Raw genomic sequence first — 19,351 nt, 5'->3', positions numbered from 1 at the left:
GAAGCCGGGTCAGCCCTCGGGCTCGGCGGAAGCGGCGCAGGCCGCGACCGCGCCGCCTTCCGCCCGGAGCCGGAACCCGCCGAAGATCACGAAGCTGACCACGGCCAGCAGGCCTGCGCTGATGCCGCCATAGAGCATCACCCAGCCGAAGCCGCGGACCAGCGCCGCATGCACCCCGGCGCCGGACGCATCGTGCAGCGCCAGGGCCGGATAGCTCTGCGGCAGCGCGCCGAGATTGCCGGCGGCGACAGAGGTCGCCAGCGCCTGCAGCTGCGAAGCATCGAGCACGCCGGAGAGCCCGGCAGGCAGCGACCGGCGGATGCCCTCGACCAGGATCAGCCCCATCACCGGGATGTTGATCGCCAGCGCGATCAGCCGGGCGCTGATGTCGATGCCGGACGCCATCCCCGCGCGGTTGCTCGGCACCGCGCCGGTCGTGGTGTTGGTCACCGCCGTATTGGTCAGGCCGAGTCCGATCCCGGCGAGCAGCGCGCCTGGCAGCACGGTCGACCAGCCGGGCTCGGCGACGCCGCTGCCCAGCCACAGGGCGATGAAGCCGGCCGCCATGGTGAGCATGCCGAGCGGAACCACCAGCTGCGGGCCATGGCGGCGCAGCAGATGATCCGAGATCGCCGGCATCACCATGAACGGCACGGTATAGGCCAGCAGCAGCAGGCCGGTCGCCTCGGCGCCGAGGCCGAGCCCGCTCTGGAAGTAGATCGGCAGGTAGATGATGAAGGGCCAGTAGCTGAAATTCATCGCGGCGCAGCCGATGATCGCGCCGCTGAAGCGGCGGATCCGGAACACCGAGAAATCGAACATCGGCTGCGGCGCACGCTTCTCCACGAACAGGAAGGCGGTGAAGCTGGCCAGGGCCAGACCGGCAAGCCCGAGCGACAAAAACAGGCCGAGCTCGGCACCCTGCGTGATGACGAAGGCAAGCCCGAAGACCGCGAGGGTCAGCGTGACGATGCCAGCAAGGTCGAGCTGCTTCGCCTGCGGATCGCGCGATTCGCGGATGCCGACCGCAGCCGGCACCAGCGCCAGCACGGTCAGCGGCACATGGACCAGGAACACCCATTGCCAGCCGGCCAGCGTCGCGATCATGCCGCCGACCACCGGACCGAAACCCAAGCCGACACCGCTGACGACGCCCCAGAGGGTGAAGGCCCTGCCGCGCTCGCGCCCGTCCGGGAACTGGTGCGAGATGATCGCGATGGCGCAGGTCAGCATCGCGCCGCCCGCCATGCCCTGCAGGAACCGGCCGGCGATCAGCACCGGGGCGCTCTGCGCCAGCCCGCAGATCAGCGAGGTCACCCCGAAGGCGGCGGTGGTCGCCATGAATACGCGCTTGCGGCCATAGCGGTCGGCGAACGTGCCGGTCGCCATCAGCACCGCGGTACAAGCGATGGTGTAGGCGTTCATGATCCATTGCAGCGCCCGGAAATCAGCCGGCAGCGTCGATTCCAGGATCGGCAGGATCACCGGAATGCTGGAGATCTCGAGGCCGAACATCAGGGATGCCAGGCAGATTCCGGCCAGTGCCGCCCTGTCACGCGCGTTCGAAGAGCTGGTCATCGCAAGCACCTTTCGCGATCCGCCGCCGCGGCGGGATCGATGGAGGCACTCGTCTAGGGGCAGCTACAGCATGACGGAAATGATTTAATTTCTCGCATTTCAGTGAGCTCTGTAATAAATCTCGATCATGGATTTCGCCCCCGAGCTTTTGCGCGCCCTGGTCGCAGTCGAGGAGGCCGGCGGCTTCACCCGCGCCGCCGAGCGCCTGCACCTGACGCAATCGGCGGTCAGCCATCAGATCCGCCGGCTGGAGGAGCAGGTCGGCCGCCCGCTCTTCACCCGGACCACGCGCAAGCTGGCCCTGACCGAGGATGGCGAGGATTTCCTGCGCCATGCCAGGCAGATCCTGCAGGCCCATGCGGCCTTGGCGCAGCGCTTCCGGATCTCGGCGCTTGCCGGCTCGATCCGCTTCGGCGTGCCGGAGAACTTTCTCGGCGACGAGCTGCCGCAATTGCTGTGCCGCTTCGCCCGCGCCTTCCCGGCCGTGCGTCTCGAAGCCTCGGTCAGCGTCTGCCAGGATTTCAGTGCCAGGATCGAGAATGGCGAGCTCGACCTTGCGGTGGCGATGCGCCGGGCCGGCGAGAGCGGCGGAACGGTGCTGCGGCGGCAGTGCTTCGTCTGGGCCGCCTCCGATGACTTCGCCGTCCCGCCGGGCGCCTCGCTGCCGCTCGCGCTCTCGAATCCGCCCTGCCTGTGCCGCACGATCGCGATCGAGTCCCTCGCCGATACCGGCGTCGAATGGCACACCGGCTTCACCTCGGCCAATCTGCACGGCCTGCGGGCGGCGATGCTGGCCGGGCTCGGCGCCTCGATCATCGCGCATGACGAGCTCGAGCCGGGCATGAGGGTGCTCGGGCCCGCCTATGGCCTGCCGCCCTTGCCGGACCTGGAATTCGCGCTGATCTGGTCGCCCGGCGGCAAGACGCCCTGCGCCCGCGAGCTCGGGCGGCTGATCATCGAAGCCACGCAAGGCTCCGGTGGCGCGGTACCGCGCCGGTTGCGTCAGCCCGCCGCACGGGTTGGCACGAGAGATTAAGCGAAGCCGCCAACCGATTCGGACGATCAGGCTTTGGCGATTGCGGCCCGGCCTTGCGGGCGGCGCATCGCCCACATGGCAGGCCGTCACAGCGTCCTGATCTGGCGGCAGCTGCGTTGTCCCGAGGACAGGCAATCCTGCGCCTTGCGGCTCTCGTTGAGCTCGCGCAGCAGCCAGAAGCCGAGGCCGAGCAGCGCCAGCACCGCGACGATGGCGAGCAGGTTGACGGTCATCCGCCAGTCCGGGTCCTGCTCGTCATCGGGCGGCGGCATCCGCGTCTAGCCGCCGGGCGGACGCGCGATCGAGAACAGCTCGGTCACCTCGGCATAGTCGGCATAGCCGCAGCGCGCGATCAGGTTGGCGCCGGCGGTGTCGAAGCGGCCATCGCGAATATAGGCCTCGTCGATGAAGACGCCGACGACCTGGCCGAGCACCATCCAGCGCGGCACCTCCTGCCCGTCGAGATCGCGCAATTGCTGCACCGAGAGCAGCTTGCATTCGAGCGCGGCGGGGCTCGCCGCCACGCGCGGCGGCTTGACGAAGCGCGACGGCGCCATTGCGAGCCCGGCATGGGCGTATTCGCTCTCCCCGCGCGGCAGCGGCGCCGAGGTCAGGTTCATCTGCTCGGCGAGCGCCCTTGTGACCAGGCTGCAGGTGAACTCGCCGGTCTCCTCGATGAAGGCGACCGCGTCCTTCCGGTTCTCCGAGGAGAACATCACGATGTTGGGCCGCGAGGAGATCGCGTTGAAGAAGCTGTAGGGCGAGAGATTGACCTCGCCCTTGGCGCTCACCGCGCTGATCCAGCCGATCGGCCGGGGCGCCACGATCGCCTTGAACGGATCGTGCTTGAGGTCGTGCGGCTCGCCGCTGCTCGAATAGACCATCGCCGCGCTCACTGCCCGTAATGGCTGACGATGGCGGCGAGATCCGGCCGCTCGCGATCGGCCGGCTTGGTGTCGGCGGTGCCGAGATGCACGAAGCCGGCGATGCGCTCGTCGGCGGCGAGGCCGAAGGCATCCAGAACGTCGCGGTCGAAGGCGAACCAGTTGGTCAGCCAGGAGCCGGAAAAGCCCATCGCCTCGGCGGCGACGAGCAGATTGAAGCAGACGGCGCCGGCCGAGAGCTCCTGCTCCCAGAGCGGGATCTTCTCATGCTGGCGGGCGCGCGAGACCACGGCGATGACGACCGGCGCATGGGCGAGACGCTTGGCCTCGAACGCGACCTTGTCCTCCGGCGCATCGGGATTGCGCTTGCGGAAGACCTCGCCGACCAGCGCGGCGGCCTTCGCCTTGGCCGCGCCCGAGAAGACGATGAAGCGCCAGGGCACGAGCTTGCCATGGTCGGGCACCCGCGCCGCGATGGTCAGGAGTTCGGAAAGCTGGCGCTCATCCGGGCCGGGCGCGGCCAGAAATTGCGGCGGAACCGAGCGGCGGAGCTTGAGCAGGGCGAGCGTGTCGGTCATGAACGATCCAGGCAGGAGAGGATGGCAGGGCGAACGCCGCTGGCGGCCGCTCCTGAGTTAAGGTTTTGCCATGATGAGGACAAGCGAGCCTGCTCCTACTCCGGCGCAAGGATGATGACGGCACGGCGCATGTTTCAAACCGAAGAGTTCAAGCTTGGCGGCGAGCGGGCTGCCCGCCGTTGCGCAGCCATCCTCCTGGCGGCTCTCGTCGCCATGCCCGCCCTGGCGCAGGCGCAATCCCCTGCGCCGCCGGCCCCCGGCCCCGCCCCGGCCACGAACAGCTTCCTCGGCACGCGCACCGGCCAGGCGACGCTGGCGCTCGGCGCGCAATTCTCTGCCGATCGCAAGCCGATCCGCTCCGGCCTGGTCTGGCGCGTTCTCGTCGAGACCGCGGACGGAACGCCGCCGCGCATCGTCGCCCGCTCGAACGATGCCGAGCCGGTGTTCCAGCTCGAGCCCGGCGTCTATCTGCTGCACGCCGCCTATGGCTTCGCCAGCGGCACGCGGCGCGTCACGCTCGGCCCGCAAGGCCTGAGCGACAGGATCAGCATCAGCGCCGGCGCCCTCTCGCTGGCCGGCTCGATCGGCGAGACGCCGATCCCTCCGGCGCAGCTCACCTTCTCGGTTTTCGTGCCGCTGCAAGGCAATTCGGAAGGCCGCCTCGTCGTCGCCAACGCCAAGGCCGGCGAATTGATCCGGCTGCCCGAGGGCACCTACCACATCGTCTCGACCTATGGTGACTCGAACGCCATCCAGCGCGCCGATGTCCGCGTCGAAGCCGGCAAGGTGACGCAGGCGACCCTTCACCACCGGGCGGCGATGGTGACGCTCAAGCTCGTCGCCGGCCCCGGCGGCGAAGCCTTCGCCGGAACCGCCTTCAGCGTGCTCACCCCCGGCGGCGACATCATCCGCGAGGCGATCGGTGCCTTCCCGCAGGTCATCCTCGCCGAAGGCGACTATGTCCTGATCGCCCGGCAGGAGGGGCAGGTCTTCTCGCGCGACTTCAAGGTCGAGGCCGGCCGCGACCGCGACATCGAGGTGATCGCCCGCTGATCCGGGCGCTTCACGGCCTCAATTGGTCGGCTTGCCGTCGGATCGCGTCCCGGTCAGCGCCGCCGCGATCCCGTCGGCGAGGCGCACGGCGAGACAGCGATAGCCGGCATCGACGAGATGCAGGTCGCCATCCATGCCGACCAGCTCCTCCGCGGTGAACTGCTTGCTGCGCGACCAGCTCCGCATCATGCCGTAGCGCGGAAACACCGAGACATTGTTCTCGGCGGCCGTCTTGGCGAGCACGGCCCGGTAGTCGTCATATTTCGGATAGCGACCCTCGCGCGGCAGCCATTGCAGGTCCATCAGCACGAGGTCGATGCCGGCGCCCTGTACCTGGCGGATGCCCTTCTTCAGGATTTTCGCCAGCTTCTCCTCGCCGATATCGCGGATCGCGTCGTTCACCGCCGTCTGCCAGATCAGCAGCGAGGGCTTTTCGGCGATGACATCGCTCTCCATGCGCAGCAGCATGTCATAGGCGGACTGGCCGCCGACGCCCTTGTTGATCACCCTGATCTCGCGCCCCGGCAGGCGCCGGCGCAACTCGGCCTCGAGCACGGCCGGGTAACTGCTATTGGCCTCGCTCGCGCCGGAACCCGCTGTGGTCGAGGATCCCAAGGCGACGATGACGAGCTGATTGGTCTCGGTCAGGGCGCGCTTCGCGGCAGGCAGAACCGGCACGAAGGGGTGCTGGCTGGCGCCGGCCCGGCAGCGCACGTCATTGGCGGGGGCAAACGGCTTCGGCGCCGCGAGCACCGGCGCGCACGCCAATGCGAAGGCGACGGCGATCAGGCCGCGACAGGCTGCTCGCGAGGGGCGCCGGCGGCGCGAGCCGTAAGCGTCTTGTACCACGACAGAAACATTCCTAGCCCGGCCAGGATCGTAATCCCTGCGAAGTTGACAAGCAATTGCACCCACAGGGCAAAAGAGGTCTCGGCCAGGATGATCTGTCCGGCGATGGCGAGCACGATGCCAGCGCAGAAGACCTCCAGGGAATGGCGCCCGATCACGGCAAGCCCGCCGCCGATCCGGCTGCGCAGGATCGGCGAGCCCGGGCGCAGATAGCGCAGCACGAGCCAGACCAGGGCCAGGAGATGGACGAGCCGAACCGGCGCCAGATTGGTCTTGTCGATGCCGATCTGCAATCCGTCGACCCATTCGCCGAGCATCGGCACGCCGGCGAGGAAGTTGCCGGAGGCAAGCTTCACCGAAGCGGCGAAAACCAGCACGCTAAGCGCCATCAGATCGATCAGGGCGAGCCGCGGCAGCCTCGCGCCGACCAGCGCCAGCCGGCCGAGAACGACACCGAGGACGAAGGTCACCTGCCAGGCGAAGGGATTGAAGAACCAGCCAGCCTCACCGGGATGGTTCGGCAGGTTCCAGCCGAGATGCGTGGCGACCTGCCAGAGCGCGAGCGAAGCCAGCAGCGTCGGCAAGGGGCTGGTGCGCGCCGCGACATAGATCAGCGGGAATAGCGCCAAGAGCACGATATAGAGCGGCAGGATGTCGAGATAATAGGGCTGATAAGTCAGCCCGAGCGCGTTGATCACCGCAGCCGGCGTGTCGCTGAAGAAGGGCTGGATGTTGATCGCTTCCATGTAGAGCGAGTTCTGCGTGCGCACGATCGCAGTGGCGATGATGCCGCAGACCAGCACGAACAGCGCGAGATGGGCGATGTAGAGCGTCCAGATCCGGGCGCCGACCTTGAGCGCGCCGACGAACATGCCGCGCTGGTCGATCAGCCGGCCATAGGCGAAGGCGGCCGAGACGCCGGCGAGCAGCACGAAGATGTCGGCGGCGTCGGAAAAACCGTAATTATGCGGCATCCAGGCCGAGACGACATTGCCCGGCATGTGGTTGACGAAAATGATCAGCAGGATCAGGCCGCGAATGGCGTCGATGCGCAGATCGCGCCCGGGCAAGGCCGCTTCACGCGGCCCCTTCCCGAACAGCATCAGGCGCCAGAAACCGCTCACGTCACACCGCTCCGTCAAAAGGCTGAATCGGAAGGCCGCCAGCCTCTCGTTCATCTGACGTTCATCTTAACATTGTGTCACCGACAAGGCTCCGCCGGCGGCGATCACGACACTGTGCTTGGGGAGATGAACGCGGCAGGCGCCGGTGCGTTCCGGCCCCGCCTCCGAGGCTGTTTGGGGCCTTCTGCTGCCTCATCCTGAGGACTGCGGCTGCCCGCTCTTCCGGAGCCCGTTCAGATCAGCTTGGTCCGACCTGATCGGACAAGGCTCTAGTATGGCGGCTCCGCATGGACGAGCTTGCCGTCGATCAGCAGGCGCTTGATCGCGGCCTGGCCGGAGGCCGCGACGGCCGCGACGATCTCGATCCGCTTGCGCTCGGTCCTCTCGATCGCCTTGCCCGTGCCCTGCGGCACGAAATAGCTCTCCAGCCCATAGGCGACCCGGATGGCACGAGTGCCGAGTTTGCAGTCCGGTTCGCCATCGGCGCCGGTCAGGCAGCTACTGGTCGAGGTGACGCGGCCTTCGATCACGCTCTCGCCGGGAGCCGCCACCGGCTTGCTGAGATAGATGCCCTTGGCCTCGGCGAAACCGTCGGCTCCCGGCGCGAGGCGGACATAGACCGTCTGATTGCGCTTCAGCGCCTTCTCGCCGTCGAGCGCTGCCGGATCGAGCGTGCTGATCTTGTAGCTCAGGATGACATAGTCGCCGCGGAACAGGTCGCGCGGATCGACCGGAGCCGTCGCCAGCCGGACCTCGGTACCCGAACGCAGGATGCGGGCGCGGGATTCGACCAGCAGCAGGATCAGCCCACCGAGGATCAGGATCGCGGCAAGCGCCCGCCAGAGCACCGGCAGGCGGCCGACGAGTTGGTCTGCGGCCGGAAGGCGGATCACGGCGAGGCCTCCATCGGCTTGGCGAATTTCGCCAGCAACCGCCTGGCGCCGCTGGCGAGCCCGATCAGGATCGCACCGGCCGCCAGGAAGAACAGCGACTGGTCGAGCAATGTGCCGATCGTCTGCCAGAGCAGGATCAGGACGGCGATGGCGAACAGGGCGGAGCCGGCGATGGTCAGGCGGCGCACGCCCCCGCCCGCGCCGGCGAGGACGAGCGCGATCGCGATCACCAGGACGAGCGTCGCGATCGCGATCTTGCCGGCCAATGCGACGACGCCACCGCTCCAGAATACCACCGGCACCATCAGCGAAAGCAGCAGCGCCAACGCCAGCGGCCAGACGAAGCGGCGCTCGCGCCCGAGCAAGGCCAGCCCGGTCAGCGCCGGGACGGCCAGCGCATAGGCGAAATAGTTGAGCGACATCGCGGTGCCCGCCCGCGCCTGATGCATGTCGAGGATGCGGCCGAGCTCGAGATTGAGGATCAGCACCAGGCTGATCAGCCCCCAGGGCAGGCAGGCGGTCAACAGCTCCGGCCCGCCCCGGTCGAGCGCGAAGGCGCCGAGCACGACGAACAGCACGGAGAGCGCCAGGCCATAGGCGAGAAGCCCGTAGTCGAAATGCATGAAGATGGTCTGGCCGGGCAGCGTGACGAACCAGAGCAGCGCCGCCAGCACGGCGATATGGTGGACGAGCCGGTTCCGCCTGTTCCAGGCCAGCCACAAGGCCGGCAGGAAGGCGAGCCAGAAGCCGTAGCCGATCTGGCCGTTGCTTTCGTCCCAGCGCCCGCCAGCCCAGGCGCAGATCGCGATCAGGGCGATGACCAGCGCGCCGTTGGAGCGCAGCAGGAAGGCGGCGACCAGCGCGCCGACGGCGATCAGCAGGGCACCGCCCGGCCAGTCGGTCGGCAGATGATACATCTGCCCGACCAGCGCGACGCCGGCGGCGAAGATCAGCGTGCCGCAGGTCGCGGCGGCATCGGCGCCGCCGGTCGAGCCGCGGCTCTCCAGCCGGGCCGCGACGGCAAACGAGCCGGCGAGGCCGAAAAGGATCAGGCCGAGCTTCAGCAGCCGCGGCATCTCCTCCCAGTTCGCCGCGACGAAGGCGGAGACGCTGGCGGCGATCAGCAGGCCGCCGAACAGGCCGAGCAGGGCCGGAAGCCGGAAACCGCCCTCCTGTGTCAGCGAGCGGCGGATGGTGGTCGCGCTCTCGAGGCTGACAAGCCCCTCGCCCACCCAGCGGTTGAGATCGGCGTCGAGCCGCTTGCGATAGGAACCTGTCAACATCGCCGGCCATTTGGCATGGTCAGAGGTGGTTTGGCGAGGGCTGAGCAATTGCTCTCGCGCACGGCCGATCTGCGTCGCACCCGGAGTCCGAACAGGAACGCCGGAGCGGCATGATTCCAGAGCGAAATTCGCTCTGGCGGAAACGTCATTCCGGAGCAGCGCCGCTTCGCTCCAGCCGGAATGACGCTTAAAGGCGATCGCCTGACGGAAAGCGGCCTCGTCAGCCCGCCCGCACCTTCTTCACCCGCGCGAGGTCGGGCGGCATCGCCTCCTCGCTCAGCGCCGCGATCACGGCCTCGAGGCTCATCACCGTCTGGGCCTGGCTGCCGAGGCGGCGCACGGTCACCGTCTTCTCCTCGGCCTCGCGCTTGCCGACGGCGAGGATGACCGGGACCTTGGCCAGCGAGTGCTCGCGAACCTTGTAGCTGATCTTCTCGTTGCGCAGATCGGCGCGGGCGCGCAGGCCGGCCGAGAGCAGCGCCATGGTCACGTCCTCACCATAGGCGTCCGCCTCCGAGGTGATCGGGCAGACGACGATCTGCTCCGGCGCCAGCCAGAGCGGGAAATGCCCGGCATGATGCTCGATCAGGATGCCGGCGAAGCGCTCGAGCGAGCCGCAGATGGCGCGGTGGACCATCACCGGCTGCTTCTTCTCGCCGTCCGAGCCGATATAGAAGGCGCCGAAGCGTTCCGGCAGGTTGAAGTCGACCTGCGTCGTGCCGCACTGCCAGTCGCGGCCTATGGCGTCGCGCAGCACATATTCGAACTTCGGCCCGTAGAAGGCGCCCTCGCCCGGATTGATCTCGGTCTTGATCCGGTTGCCGGACTGCGCCGCGATCGTCTCCAGCACCTTGTTCATGACGTCCTCGGCGTGATCCCAGGATTCGTCCGAACCGACGCGCTTCTCCGGCCGCGTCGAGAGCTTGATGACGAGGTCGTCGGTGAAGCCGAAATCCTCGTAGACCGAGAGGATCAGCTCGTTGATCTTCAGGCACTCGGCCGCGAGCTGCTCCTCGGTGCAGAAGATATGCGCATCATCCTGGGTGAAGCCGCGCACGCGCATCAGCCCATGCAGTGCGCCGGACGGCTCGTAGCGGTGGACATTGCCGAACTCGGCCAGCCGGATCGGCAGGTCGCGATAGCTCTTCAGCCCGTGCTTGAAGATCTGGACATGGCCCGGGCAGTTCATCGGCTTCAGGGCGAAGACCTTGTGGTCGCGCTCCTGGTCGGCCGGGTTCTCGAAGGCCGAGGCCGACTTCACCGCGAACATGTTGTCCTGGTACCAGCCCCAGTGGCCCGAGGTTTCCCAGAGCGACTTGTCGAGCACCTGCGGGGCGTTGACCTCCTCATAGTCGGCGGCGAGGCGCCGGCGCATATAGGTCAGGATCTCCTGGAACAGGCGCCAGCCCTTGGAGTGCCAGAAGACGACGCCCGGCCCCTCCTCCTGGAAGTGGAACAGGTCCATCTCGCGGCCGATGCGGCGATGGTCGCGCTTCTCCGCCTCCTCGATCTGCTTGAGATGGGCGTCGAGCTCCTCCTGCTTGGCGAAGGCCGTGCCGTAGAGCCGGGTCAGCATCGGGTTCTTGGAATCGCCGCGCCAATAGGCGCCGGCCACCTTCATCAGCTTGAAGGCGTTGCCGACCTTGCCGACCGAGGTCATGTGCGGGCCGCGGCAGAGGTCGATCCAGTCGCCCTGCGCATACATCTTCAGCGTCTGGTCTTCCGGGATGGCGTCGACCAGCTCGACCTTGAAGGCCTCGCCCTTGTCGCGGAAGAACTGCTTCGCCCGGTCGCGGCTCCATTCCTCCTTGGTGAAGGGTTTGTCGCGCGCGATGATCTCGCGCATCTTCTTCTCGATCGGCGCGAAATCCTCCGGCGTGAACGGCTCGTTGCGGAAGAAATCATAAAAGAAGCCGTTCTCGATCACCGGGCCGATGGTGACCTGCGTGCCGGGATAGAGCTCCTGCACCGCCTCGGCGAGGACGTGGGCGCAATCATGCCGGATCAGCTCCAGCGCGCGCGGATCCTCGCGATTCAGGAACTCGATCCTGGCATCGGCGGTGATCGGGTCGGCGAGATCGACGATCGTGCCGTCGAGAACCATGGCGACGGTGCGCTTCAGCAGCGAGGGGGAAATGCCGCCCGCGATCTCCTTGCCGGTGATGCCGGAGGGGAATTCGCGCTTGGCGCCGTCGGGAAAAGTCAGGGAGATCGTCATCGATCGCGCTCCTGCTCACTCGGGGATACGAGCCCCGTAAGTCAAGGCCGGCTGCCTTTGAAGGGCGCGGCCGGCAGCCGGATCGGCGCGCGCCGGCGAGGCCTATACGAGCGGGAGGGCGCAGGCAATCGCGGAATAGAGTGGCGGAGCGCCTGCTCAAGGACAGTTGCCCCCGCAGCCCCCATCCTGAGGAGCGCTCGCAGAGCGAGTCTCGAAGGATGGCTCAGGAGGCGCCCGAGCTCTCTGGAACATCTTTCGAGACGCAGCCTATCGGCTGCTCCTCAGGATGAGGGCCCCAGGGCCATGTCGGGGCGCTTGTTGCGCCGTGCGCCATCATTCCGGCTCGACCGGCGGCGCGTTGACGCCGCGCCAGCGGCCATAGGACCAGGGCCTATACCAGGCGCTGTCAGGCGGCAGTTCCTCGCAGACGAGGTCGATGCCGGATGTGCCGAGCGGCGTGCAGCGGCAGATCCGCGCGAAACCGACCCAGCCGCCGCGCCAGAGCCCATGGCGCTGGATCGCCTCGTCGGTATAGCTCGAGCAGCTCGGCCAGTGCCGGCAGCCCCGCCCGACCAGCATGGAAAAGCTGAGCTGATAGGCGCGGATCATGAGATGCGCAGCCCGCCTCGGGGCCAGCGCGATCATGCGACGCCATGAAAGGCTTTTTTCAGCATGTTCAGGCAAGTATGACATGGCTTGATAGCACCGGCTTCATCGTCAGCCGATTCCGCCCTCTGTAATAGTGGACATGATGCGCGCTCGCTCCTTCGCAAACACCCTCGCCCTCTCCGGGCTGATGCTTGCCCTGGCCGCGGCCGTACCGGCGCAAGCCCAGCAGCGACCCTATCTGATCTGGCTCGACGCCGCCAAAATCGACGTCGCCAAGGTGATCGGCCTGCCGCCCGGCCAGAACACCCCCGAAGCCAAGGCCGAGTTCGAGGAGGTCCAGGCGATCTCCGGCGCCCGCACGCCGGAGCGCGAGAAGGCCGCCATCGCCGACCAGTACCAGACACTCAACGCGTTCCTGAACGGCATCGACCACGCCTATGTCGAGAACACCCATCGCGAGGTGCGCCTCCTGATGCGCGAGGCGCAGATCGAGCTCAGCATCCTGCTGCGCAGCGTCAACCGCCTGACCAACCGCACCCGGCCCTTCCTGATGTGGAGCAAGGTCCGCATCAAGCCCTGCCCGGGCGGGCGCCCGAGCGGCACCTCCTTCCCCTCGGCCCATGCCGCGACCGCCGCGCTCTATGCGACCCTGCTCTCGGAAGCGGTGCCGGAGCTCGCGGACAGGTTCGAGGAGCGGGTGAAATCCTATAATGAGAGCCGGCTCGTCTGCGGCTTCCATTTCCGCAGCGACCTCGAGGCCGGAGACAAGATCGGCCGCGTCGTCGGCAAGGCCCTTCTCGCCGACCCGACCTTCCGCGTCCGCTACAACGAGACGCTGCCGGAGATCCGCCTCGCCTTCGGGCTCAAATAAGCGGCTCAACCCGTCGCCGTCTCGCCCCGCTTCGCCTCGATCTGGCCGATCGCATCGACCACCGCGTCGAAGGTCAGCATGGTCGAGGCATGGCGGGCCTTGAACTCGCGCACCGGCACCAGCACGGCAAGGTCGCCCCATTTGCCGTCCGGCGGCTCGGCGTTCTCCTTCAGGATCGCCCTCGCCCGCTCGCGGATCTCGCGCAGCTCAGCCGCCGTCGAGCCGACGACATGGCGCGCCATGATCGAGGAGGAAGCCTGGCCGAGCGCGCAGGCGCGCACATCATGCCCGAAGCCGGTGACGATATCGCCGGCCATGGTGAGATCGACCGTCACGGTCGAGCCGCACAGGCGCGAATGCGCCGTCGCGGTCGCGTCCGGTTCTGGCAGCCGCTCGAGCAGCGGAATGTTTCCTGCCAGTTCCAGGATACGCTTGTTATAGACTTCGTTCAGCATCGGCCGCCCCGGCCGGGTCTGGAGTTGCCGGCTTTCGCACCCAATATAGAGTGCCGGCGCTCTCTCGGGGAGGGCGCCCGGTATTTTGGACGAGCAGGGCGAACTTGTCTGTCACGCTGGCCCGCACGAGCAGGCCGGCTAAACCGTAACGGGAGGCTCCACATGGACAATGTGGTTAAGTCCTTGTCCGTAGAGCGGGCGATCAGCCCCTCCGCAGACAAGTTCATCATCACCCAGCCGACGCAGGCTCAGGTCGAGGAAGCGGTCCGCACCCTGATTCTCTGGGCGGGCGACGATCCGTCGCGGGAAGGGCTTCTCGAGACCCCGGCCCGCGTCGCCAAGGCCTATCGCGAATTGTACAGGGGCTATGACCAGGACGCCGGCGAGATCCTCGACCGGGTCTTCGAGGAGGTCGACGGCTATCAGGACATGGTCCTGGTCCGCGACATCCCGTTCCATTCGCATTGCGAGCACCACATGGTGCCCTTCGTCGGCAAGGTCCATATCGGCTACTACCCGAATGGCGGCGTCGTCGGCCTGTCGAAGCTCGCCCGCGTCGTCGATGTCTTCGCAAGACGCCTGCAGACGCAGGAGACGATGACCGCCCAGATCGCCCATGCGATCGAGACGTCGCTGAAGCCCCATGGCGTCGCCGTCCTGGTCGAGGCCGAACATATGTGCATGTCGATGCGCGGCGTGCAGAAGCAGGGCTCCTCGACCCTGACGACGCAGTATACCGGCCGCTTCCGCGACGCCGCCGAACAGGTCCGCTTCTTCACAATGGTGAAATCGCCGGGGCTTTGACCACTCCGCCGTTCCGGGCAAGCGCAGCGCAGTCCCAGAATCCATCGTAGAGTGCCGCGGCCCTGCGATGGCTTCCGGGTCGTCGCCGCGGAGCCTGTCCTTGGGCCGGCCAAAGGCCGGACCCGAGGGCGGCTAGTCCGGAATGACCACGAGAGCAGACAAGCGATGCCAGCCCAGCCAGGAATGCCCAGCATGACCGCCTTCCCCACCCTTTCCGACAAGCGGGCGATCGAAGAGGGCGCCGTGCTCGCGCCGAAATTCGACCGCGACGGCCTCGTCACCTGCATCGCAACCGATGCGAAGACCGGCGAGTTGCTGATGGTCGCGCATATGAACGCGGAATCGCTGAAGCGCAGCATCGAGACCGGCGAGGCCTGGTACTGGTCGCGCTCGCGCAGCGAGCTCTGGCACAAGGGCGACACGTCGGGCCAGGTCCAGACCATCGTCGAGATGCGCGTCGACTGCGACCAAGACGCGCTCTGGATCAAGGTCGAGGTCGGCGGCGATGGCGGTTGCTGCCATACCCACCGGCGCAGCTGCTTCTACCGCTCGGTGCCGCTGCGCCATGAGGCCGGAGCGCCCCTGACCCTCGCCTGAGGCAGGGCATTGGCAATCCTTAAACCAAGCTTTCATATTTATTTCAAAAGCGACCGGTAACCGCCTCGCGCTCCAGGCGCATTCACCTGGCGCTCACCGGCCGGCGCGATTCTCTGGGTTCGCGGAGGACCGTGCCAATGAGACTGGATCAGATTGCCAGGCGCGCTTTCGGCTTGGGCGGCGGCGGAGCTGTGATGAACGATCTCACCATCCAAACCGGGGCCCGCTACGGCCGGCCGCGGGTCGGGTTGGCGCTCGGCGGCGGCGCCGCCCGCGGCTGGGCCCATATCGGCGTCCTCGAGGCCCTGGATGAGGCGGGCTACGCCCCCGACGTGATCGCCGGCACCTCGATCGGCGCGGTCGTCGGCGGCTGCTTCGCGGCCGGCAAGCTCGCGGAACTCACCGAATTCGCCCGCAGCCTGACCAAGCGGCGCGTCGTCGGCCTGATGGACTTCCATATCGGCGGCGCCGGGCTTATCGGCGGTGGCCGGCTGAAGCGGCTGCTGGAGCGCGATCTGGCCGGGCTACAGATCGCCGATCTCCCGCCGAAATTCGCCGCCATCGCGACCGAGCTCGGCACCGGCCACGAGATCTGGCTGACGCGCGGCTCGCTGGTCGATGCCCTGCGCGCCTCCTACGCGCTGCCCGGCGTGTTCGACCCGGTCAAGCTCGGCGGCCGCTGGCTGATGGACGGCGCCCTGGTCAATCCGGTCCCGGTCTCCGCAGCCCGGGCGCTCGGCGCCGATGTCGTGCTCTGTGTCAATCTGAACACCGACATGGCCGGGCGCGGCACCGTCATCCAGTCGCACGGTGCCGATCCCGACCCCGAGACCTTTGCCAGCGAGCCGGCGCCGGCGGTTTCCGGCTGGTTCGGCGGCGTGCGCGAGCGCGTGCGCGGCTTCACCGGCCGCAACAACGACCAGCCCGGTCTGGTCGGCGTGATGATCGACGCCTTCAACATCACCCAGGACCGGATCTCGCGCTCGCGTCTCGCCGGCGATCCGCCCGATGTGATGATCGGCCCGAAGCTCGGCCGTGTCGGCCTGTTCGATTTCCATCGTGCCGAAGAGGCGATCGCGCTCGGACGCCAGGCGACCGAGCGCGCGCTCGACGAGATCGCCGCCGTCATCGCCGCCAACCGGGTGCCGCTTTCCTGAGGCGGGCGCGGAGCCACGCCGTCATCCCGGACAAGCCACGAAGCGGAGCCGATCCCGGATCCATCGGAAGGCTCCGACGCTCTGCGATGGATCCCGGGACAAGCCCGGGATGACAGTGCAACGCGCGGAGAATTGAGCGCGCTATCGGGGCTCCAGCCTCAGGCCATGGCGATATAGTCGCGCATCGCCTTGCTCTCGGCCTCGATCTCGGCGACGCGGTGCTTGACGACGTCGCCGATCGAGACGATCCCGGCGATGCGCCCGTCCTCCACCACCGGCACATGCCGGAAGCGGCCGGAGGTCATGATCTCCATCAATTCGTCGATGCTGGTCTCCAGCCGACAGGTCACCACCTTGGCCGTCATCGCCCGCGACACCGGGCTCGACAGAGCATCGACGCCGCTCGCGCCGAGCGCCTTGATGATGTCGCGCTCCGAGAGGATGCCGAGCAGGCTGCCATCGGCCCCGGTCACGACCACGGCGCCGATGCGCTTTTCGGCGAGCGTGCCGGCAGCTTCGCCCAGCGTGCGATGCGGCTGCAGCGCGACGACTTCGTGACCCTTGTTTCCGAGGATATGAGCGACGTTCATCGAGTATTCCTCCGACGATAGGCGCCGCAAAGGGCGCGCAGGCCACTGGAACCACTGCAACGCCGCCAGCCGACAGGTCGCCCCCATCTGCGATCCGGCGTTACGCTGGACTGGTTCGAATGTGGGCGAACTCTGCGGCGACGGCAAGGCGGTCCTTGCGATCCCGCTGCCGGCCTCAGCGCCGGCGGATCGGCCCGCGGTCGAGCAAGGGGAAGAGCAGCAATCCGGCGACGAAGCCGCCGATATGCGCCTCCCAGGCGATGCTGGTCTCCTCGCCGAGGATCGGCACCAGCCCGGCGCCGAACAGGATGTTGGTGACGAACCAGATCACGATGAACAGGAGCGCCCGCGAATTGCGCCAGAGGCTGCCGAGCGGCTCGGCCGGGATCGCCCGCACCGCCTCGTCATGGCCGAGTCCGCCGAAATGCACGCCCGGCGAGAAGACGAAGCGGATCGCCGCCGCCGTCGCCCCCGAGACGCCGGCCGAGATGCCGACCAGCGGCAGCACGTCGAGCTCGCGCGACCACCAGTGCAGCAAGGCTCCGGCGATCGTCGAAAGCGCCATCAGATTGAGGAAGCGCGCGGTCCCGAGGCGCCTTGCCACCGGGCTGCCGAAGGCGGCGAGCCAGACCACGTTCGAGACCAGGTGCAGCCAGGAACCGTGCAGCAGACCATAGCTCACCAGCGTCCACAGACGCGGGCCACCATCGGCCAGGAGCAACCTGATCAATTGCAGACGCTGGCCGAATTCGGTGCTGCCGAAGGTACCGAGCGACTGTACCAGCTCGTTCAGCCGCTCCGGCTCGAGCCATAAGCTCAGCCGCGCCGGGACGAAGGCGAGCCAGGACATCACGACGAAATCGTCATAGGCGTCGAGGAATTCGCGCGCGCCCTGGACCAGAACCAGCGCCGCGATCAGCCAGACCACGGCGGCGGGCAGGTTGAGGATGGGCTCGCGCGGAGGGAGCCGGAGGCGATCGTCTGGGTTCGCGGACATGGGTCCTTCACTGGCTCAAGCTGGCGCGCCAGACAATCGCAAAGGCGGGAAAAGGAAAAGGGGAGCGCGCGAGCCCTCCCCTTCCCGCCCCCTTGGCCGGTCGCGTCCCCACGCCACCCTTCGAGCCGGATGCCGGCACGCAGCGCGCGACGGCAAATTCCGCAGGCCGAATAGATCGCATTTTAAGCGGTTATCCACAATCCTAACGATTTGTTAACCCTAACAACCCCCTGCCGGCCGATCTCGGCACGCCGCCATGGCATCCCGGCACGCACTCTGCGTCCCTCGCTCAGCCAAGGACTCAAACGTCCCCGATTCGCACGGATGCGCCCCGGTTTGGAACGCATCCGCCACAGATCGAAGGGCGAGGCCCCGATTGGACCATGCTATGAAGAACCCCAGCACCCGTCTGGTTTTTAACTATTGGGACGAGCTGCGCGGCGAGCGCAACGCCCCGGAACGCGGCGAGATCGAGCCCGGTGCGCTGCGCCACGCGCTGGCCGACACTTTCGTTCTCGAGAACGAGCCGATCGGCCCGGTCTTCCGGCTCGCCGGTACGAGGCTCTGCGCCCTGTTCGGCCGCGAGCAGCGCGGCCGCGCCTTCGCCGCGCTCTGGCCCGGTGTCGAGGCCCAGGGTGAGATGCGCCGGCTGGTCCAGACCGTAATGGATGAAACCGCCGGTGCGGTCGCCGGGCTGTCCGCCGAAACCATCTCCGGCGCGAGCGTGCATCTCGAGCTGCTCCTGCTGCCGCTGCGCTATCGTGGCCGCACCCATGCCCGCGTTCTCGGCGCCCTCTCCCCGGCGGTGACGCCGGAATGGCTCGGGCTCGACACCCTCGACTCGATGCGGATGATCTCGCTCAGGATGATCTGGCCCGGAACCCCTTCTCCTCGCCAGATCGAGACGCCGGCTTCCGACAAGCGGCCGAAATTGCTGCTCCTGCCCGGCGGTCGTGCCTGAAAAGGCTAACCAACTCTTAACCAGCGTCACCCTAGGGTAACTCCGGTTAAGAACCGGAACCTGCCATGCTGACCGCGCCGAACAATCAGAGGAGAGCGGCGGCGCCTGTCGAGCGCAGGCGCCATCAGCGCATGAAGGTCGTGCTTCTCGGCCGCTATATGCTGCCGAACCGCATGGAATACCCCTGCCAGACCACCGACATCTCGCCCGGCGGCCTGCGCGTCATCGCCCCGGCGAAGCCTTCGGCCGGCGACCGCGTCATCATCTATCTGGAACATCTCGGCCGCGTCGAGGGCTTCGCCGTCCGCAATACGCCGGACGGTTTCGCGATGACCATCACCGCGACGAGCCGCAAGCGCGAGAAGTTCACGGCGCAGCTGACCTGGCTCGCGAACCGCGACGAGCTGGGCCTGCCCGAGGATCGCCGCCATGAGCGCGTCGTGCCGCGCAATCCGCGCTGCGTCGTGACGCTGGAGGACGGCACCGAGCATTCCGTGCGGCTGATCGACTTCTCGCTCTCCGGCGCCGCTTTCGCCACCGACCACCAGCTGCCGATGGGCACCCCCGTGCGCCTCGGCAACACTCCTGCCAGGATCGTGCGGCGCTTCGACGGCGGTTATGCCGCCGAGTTCCGGATGCCCCTCTCCGCCGATCTGCTCGACGAGAATCTCGAGCTCTGAGCCGGCCGCGGCCCGGAAAGGGCCGCAACGCTCCGAACATCCCCACCGACAGGGCGTCAGATCGCCCGGCAGCGTCCGCCAGCACGCCCGGCGCTCCGCCCGTGCGATCTTCCCGCGCTGCGCCCGAGCGGCCG

At 67.6% G+C, this 19,351-nt stretch carries 21 protein-coding genes; 8 read left to right on the top strand and 13 right to left on the bottom strand.

Going from position 1 to position 19,351, the window contains the following annotated elements; translation table 11 throughout:
* Nucleotides 1-9 precede the first annotated feature (9 nt).
* The gene (locus AC3RCC_RS12860) at nt 10-1,578 is read right to left on the bottom strand and encodes an MFS transporter (RefSeq protein ID WP_492258632.1); all 1,569 of its coding nucleotides are present in this window, start codon (nt 1,576-1,578) and stop codon (nt 10-12) included.
* Nucleotides 1,579-1,705: 127 nt separating this feature from the next.
* On the opposite strand from AC3RCC_RS12860, the gene AC3RCC_RS12855 reads away from it, so the two are divergent.
* Complete coding sequence (locus AC3RCC_RS12855; RefSeq protein WP_492258631.1) at nt 1,706-2,614, top strand: LysR family transcriptional regulator; 909 nt, start codon at nt 1,706-1,708, stop codon at nt 2,612-2,614.
* Between the two features lie 86 nt (nt 2,615-2,700).
* Here the strand turns inward: AC3RCC_RS12855 and AC3RCC_RS12850 are convergent, their stop codons facing one another.
* From AC3RCC_RS12850 to AC3RCC_RS12840, 3 genes are read right to left on the bottom strand one after another with little or no spacing between them, the layout of a single operon-like run.
* Nucleotides 2,701-2,886 carry a hypothetical protein gene (locus AC3RCC_RS12850; protein ID WP_452118850.1) on the bottom strand — a complete coding sequence of 62 codons (186 nt, stop codon included), beginning with the start codon at nt 2,884-2,886 and terminating at the stop codon, nt 2,701-2,703.
* 6 nt (nt 2,887-2,892) lie between these two features.
* Nucleotides 2,893-3,498 carry a flavin reductase family protein gene (locus AC3RCC_RS12845; RefSeq protein WP_492258630.1) on the bottom strand — a complete coding sequence of 202 codons (606 nt, stop codon included), beginning with the start codon at nt 3,496-3,498 and terminating at the stop codon, nt 2,893-2,895.
* 8 nt (nt 3,499-3,506) lie between these two features.
* The gene (locus tag AC3RCC_RS12840; protein WP_291647381.1) at nt 3,507-4,076 is read right to left on the bottom strand and encodes a nitroreductase family protein; all 570 of its coding nucleotides are present in this window, start codon (nt 4,074-4,076) and stop codon (nt 3,507-3,509) included.
* Nucleotides 4,077-4,205: 129 nt separating this feature from the next.
* Here AC3RCC_RS12840 and AC3RCC_RS12835 point away from each other — a divergent pair, with 129 nt between their 5' ends.
* Entirely contained in the window at nt 4,206-5,129 is a 924-nt protein-coding gene (locus AC3RCC_RS12835) for an RgsD C-terminal domain-containing protein (protein WP_291642282.1), read from the top strand.
* A gap of 18 nt (nt 5,130-5,147) precedes the next feature.
* Here AC3RCC_RS12835 and AC3RCC_RS12830 read toward each other — a convergent pair whose 3' ends face one another.
* The 6 genes from AC3RCC_RS12830 to yidD all read right to left on the bottom strand — a co-directional run bounded on the left by AC3RCC_RS12830 (nt 5,148) and on the right by yidD (nt 12,141).
* Nucleotides 5,148-5,978, bottom strand: a complete 831-nt coding sequence (locus AC3RCC_RS12830) for an SGNH/GDSL hydrolase family protein (protein WP_291642280.1) — start codon at nt 5,976-5,978, stop codon at nt 5,148-5,150.
* Complete coding sequence (locus AC3RCC_RS12825) at nt 5,915-7,102, bottom strand: OpgC family protein (RefSeq protein ID WP_492258629.1); 1,188 nt, start codon at nt 7,100-7,102, stop codon at nt 5,915-5,917. The genes AC3RCC_RS12830 and AC3RCC_RS12825 overlap by 64 nt, the downstream gene beginning before the upstream one ends.
* Nucleotides 7,103-7,371: 269 nt before the next feature.
* Nucleotides 7,372-7,995, bottom strand: coding sequence for a GDYXXLXY domain-containing protein (locus tag AC3RCC_RS12820; RefSeq protein WP_492258628.1), 624 nt, complete (start codon nt 7,993-7,995; stop codon nt 7,372-7,374).
* Nucleotides 7,992-9,278: a DUF2157 domain-containing protein gene (locus tag AC3RCC_RS12815; RefSeq protein ID WP_492258627.1), complete on the bottom strand. Its 1,287-nt coding sequence runs from the start codon at nt 9,276-9,278 to the stop codon at nt 7,992-7,994. The genes AC3RCC_RS12820 and AC3RCC_RS12815 overlap by 4 nt, the downstream gene beginning before the upstream one ends.
* A gap of 220 nt (nt 9,279-9,498) precedes the next feature.
* The gene (gene thrS / locus AC3RCC_RS12810) at nt 9,499-11,496 is read right to left on the bottom strand and encodes a threonine--tRNA ligase (RefSeq protein WP_492258626.1); all 1,998 of its coding nucleotides are present in this window, start codon (nt 11,494-11,496) and stop codon (nt 9,499-9,501) included.
* Between the two features lie 333 nt (nt 11,497-11,829).
* Nucleotides 11,830-12,141, bottom strand: a complete 312-nt coding sequence (gene yidD / locus AC3RCC_RS12805; protein ID WP_291633092.1) for a membrane protein insertion efficiency factor YidD — start codon at nt 12,139-12,141, stop codon at nt 11,830-11,832.
* A gap of 103 nt (nt 12,142-12,244) precedes the next feature.
* Here yidD and AC3RCC_RS12800 point away from each other — a divergent pair, with 103 nt between their 5' ends.
* Entirely contained in the window at nt 12,245-12,976 is a 732-nt protein-coding gene (locus AC3RCC_RS12800) for a phosphatase PAP2 family protein (RefSeq protein WP_291633090.1), read from the top strand.
* 5 nt (nt 12,977-12,981) lie between these two features.
* Here the strand turns inward: AC3RCC_RS12800 and AC3RCC_RS12795 are convergent, their stop codons facing one another.
* Complete coding sequence (locus tag AC3RCC_RS12795; protein WP_291633088.1) at nt 12,982-13,431, bottom strand: iron-sulfur cluster assembly scaffold protein; 450 nt, start codon at nt 13,429-13,431, stop codon at nt 12,982-12,984.
* A gap of 162 nt (nt 13,432-13,593) precedes the next feature.
* Here AC3RCC_RS12795 and folE point away from each other — a divergent pair, with 162 nt between their 5' ends.
* The 3 genes from folE (at nt 13,594) to AC3RCC_RS12780 (ending at nt 15,989) form a co-directional block, all read left to right on the top strand.
* Nucleotides 13,594-14,235 (top strand): GTP cyclohydrolase I FolE, encoded by a 642-nt coding sequence (folE, locus tag AC3RCC_RS12790; RefSeq protein WP_291633086.1) that lies wholly within the window; start codon nt 13,594-13,596, stop codon nt 14,233-14,235.
* A gap of 192 nt (nt 14,236-14,427) precedes the next feature.
* A complete protein-coding gene (hisI, locus tag AC3RCC_RS12785; protein ID WP_492258625.1) occupies nt 14,428-14,832 on the top strand; it encodes a phosphoribosyl-AMP cyclohydrolase in 405 nt (134 codons plus the stop codon).
* 194 nt (nt 14,833-15,026) lie between these two features.
* The gene (locus AC3RCC_RS12780) at nt 15,027-15,989 is read left to right on the top strand and encodes a patatin-like phospholipase family protein (RefSeq protein WP_291647388.1); all 963 of its coding nucleotides are present in this window, start codon (nt 15,027-15,029) and stop codon (nt 15,987-15,989) included.
* Nucleotides 15,990-16,147: 158 nt separating this feature from the next.
* Here the strand turns inward: AC3RCC_RS12780 and AC3RCC_RS12775 are convergent, their stop codons facing one another.
* Together AC3RCC_RS12775 and AC3RCC_RS12770 are read right to left on the bottom strand one after the other, a co-directional pair.
* Nucleotides 16,148-16,579: a CBS domain-containing protein gene (locus AC3RCC_RS12775; protein WP_291638507.1), complete on the bottom strand. Its 432-nt coding sequence runs from the start codon at nt 16,577-16,579 to the stop codon at nt 16,148-16,150.
* A gap of 175 nt (nt 16,580-16,754) precedes the next feature.
* Nucleotides 16,755-17,576 carry a rhomboid family intramembrane serine protease gene (locus AC3RCC_RS12770; RefSeq protein ID WP_492258624.1) on the bottom strand — a complete coding sequence of 274 codons (822 nt, stop codon included), beginning with the start codon at nt 17,574-17,576 and terminating at the stop codon, nt 16,755-16,757.
* Nucleotides 17,577-17,964: 388 nt separating this feature from the next.
* Between AC3RCC_RS12770 and AC3RCC_RS12765 the strand changes: the two genes are divergently transcribed.
* Nucleotides 17,965-18,537, top strand: coding sequence for a PAS domain-containing protein (locus AC3RCC_RS12765; RefSeq protein ID WP_291638509.1), 573 nt, complete (start codon nt 17,965-17,967; stop codon nt 18,535-18,537).
* A 65-nt stretch (nt 18,538-18,602) separates the two neighbouring features.
* Nucleotides 18,603-19,217 (top strand): PilZ domain-containing protein, encoded by a 615-nt coding sequence (locus AC3RCC_RS12760; protein WP_291638510.1) that lies wholly within the window; start codon nt 18,603-18,605, stop codon nt 19,215-19,217.
* Nucleotides 19,218-19,351: the final 134 nt, after the last annotated feature.

It is taken from the genome of Allobosea sp. GW823-FHT01F03 (genome assembly GCF_058798075.1).
This window is presented reverse-complemented; position numbering and strand designations above follow the sequence as displayed.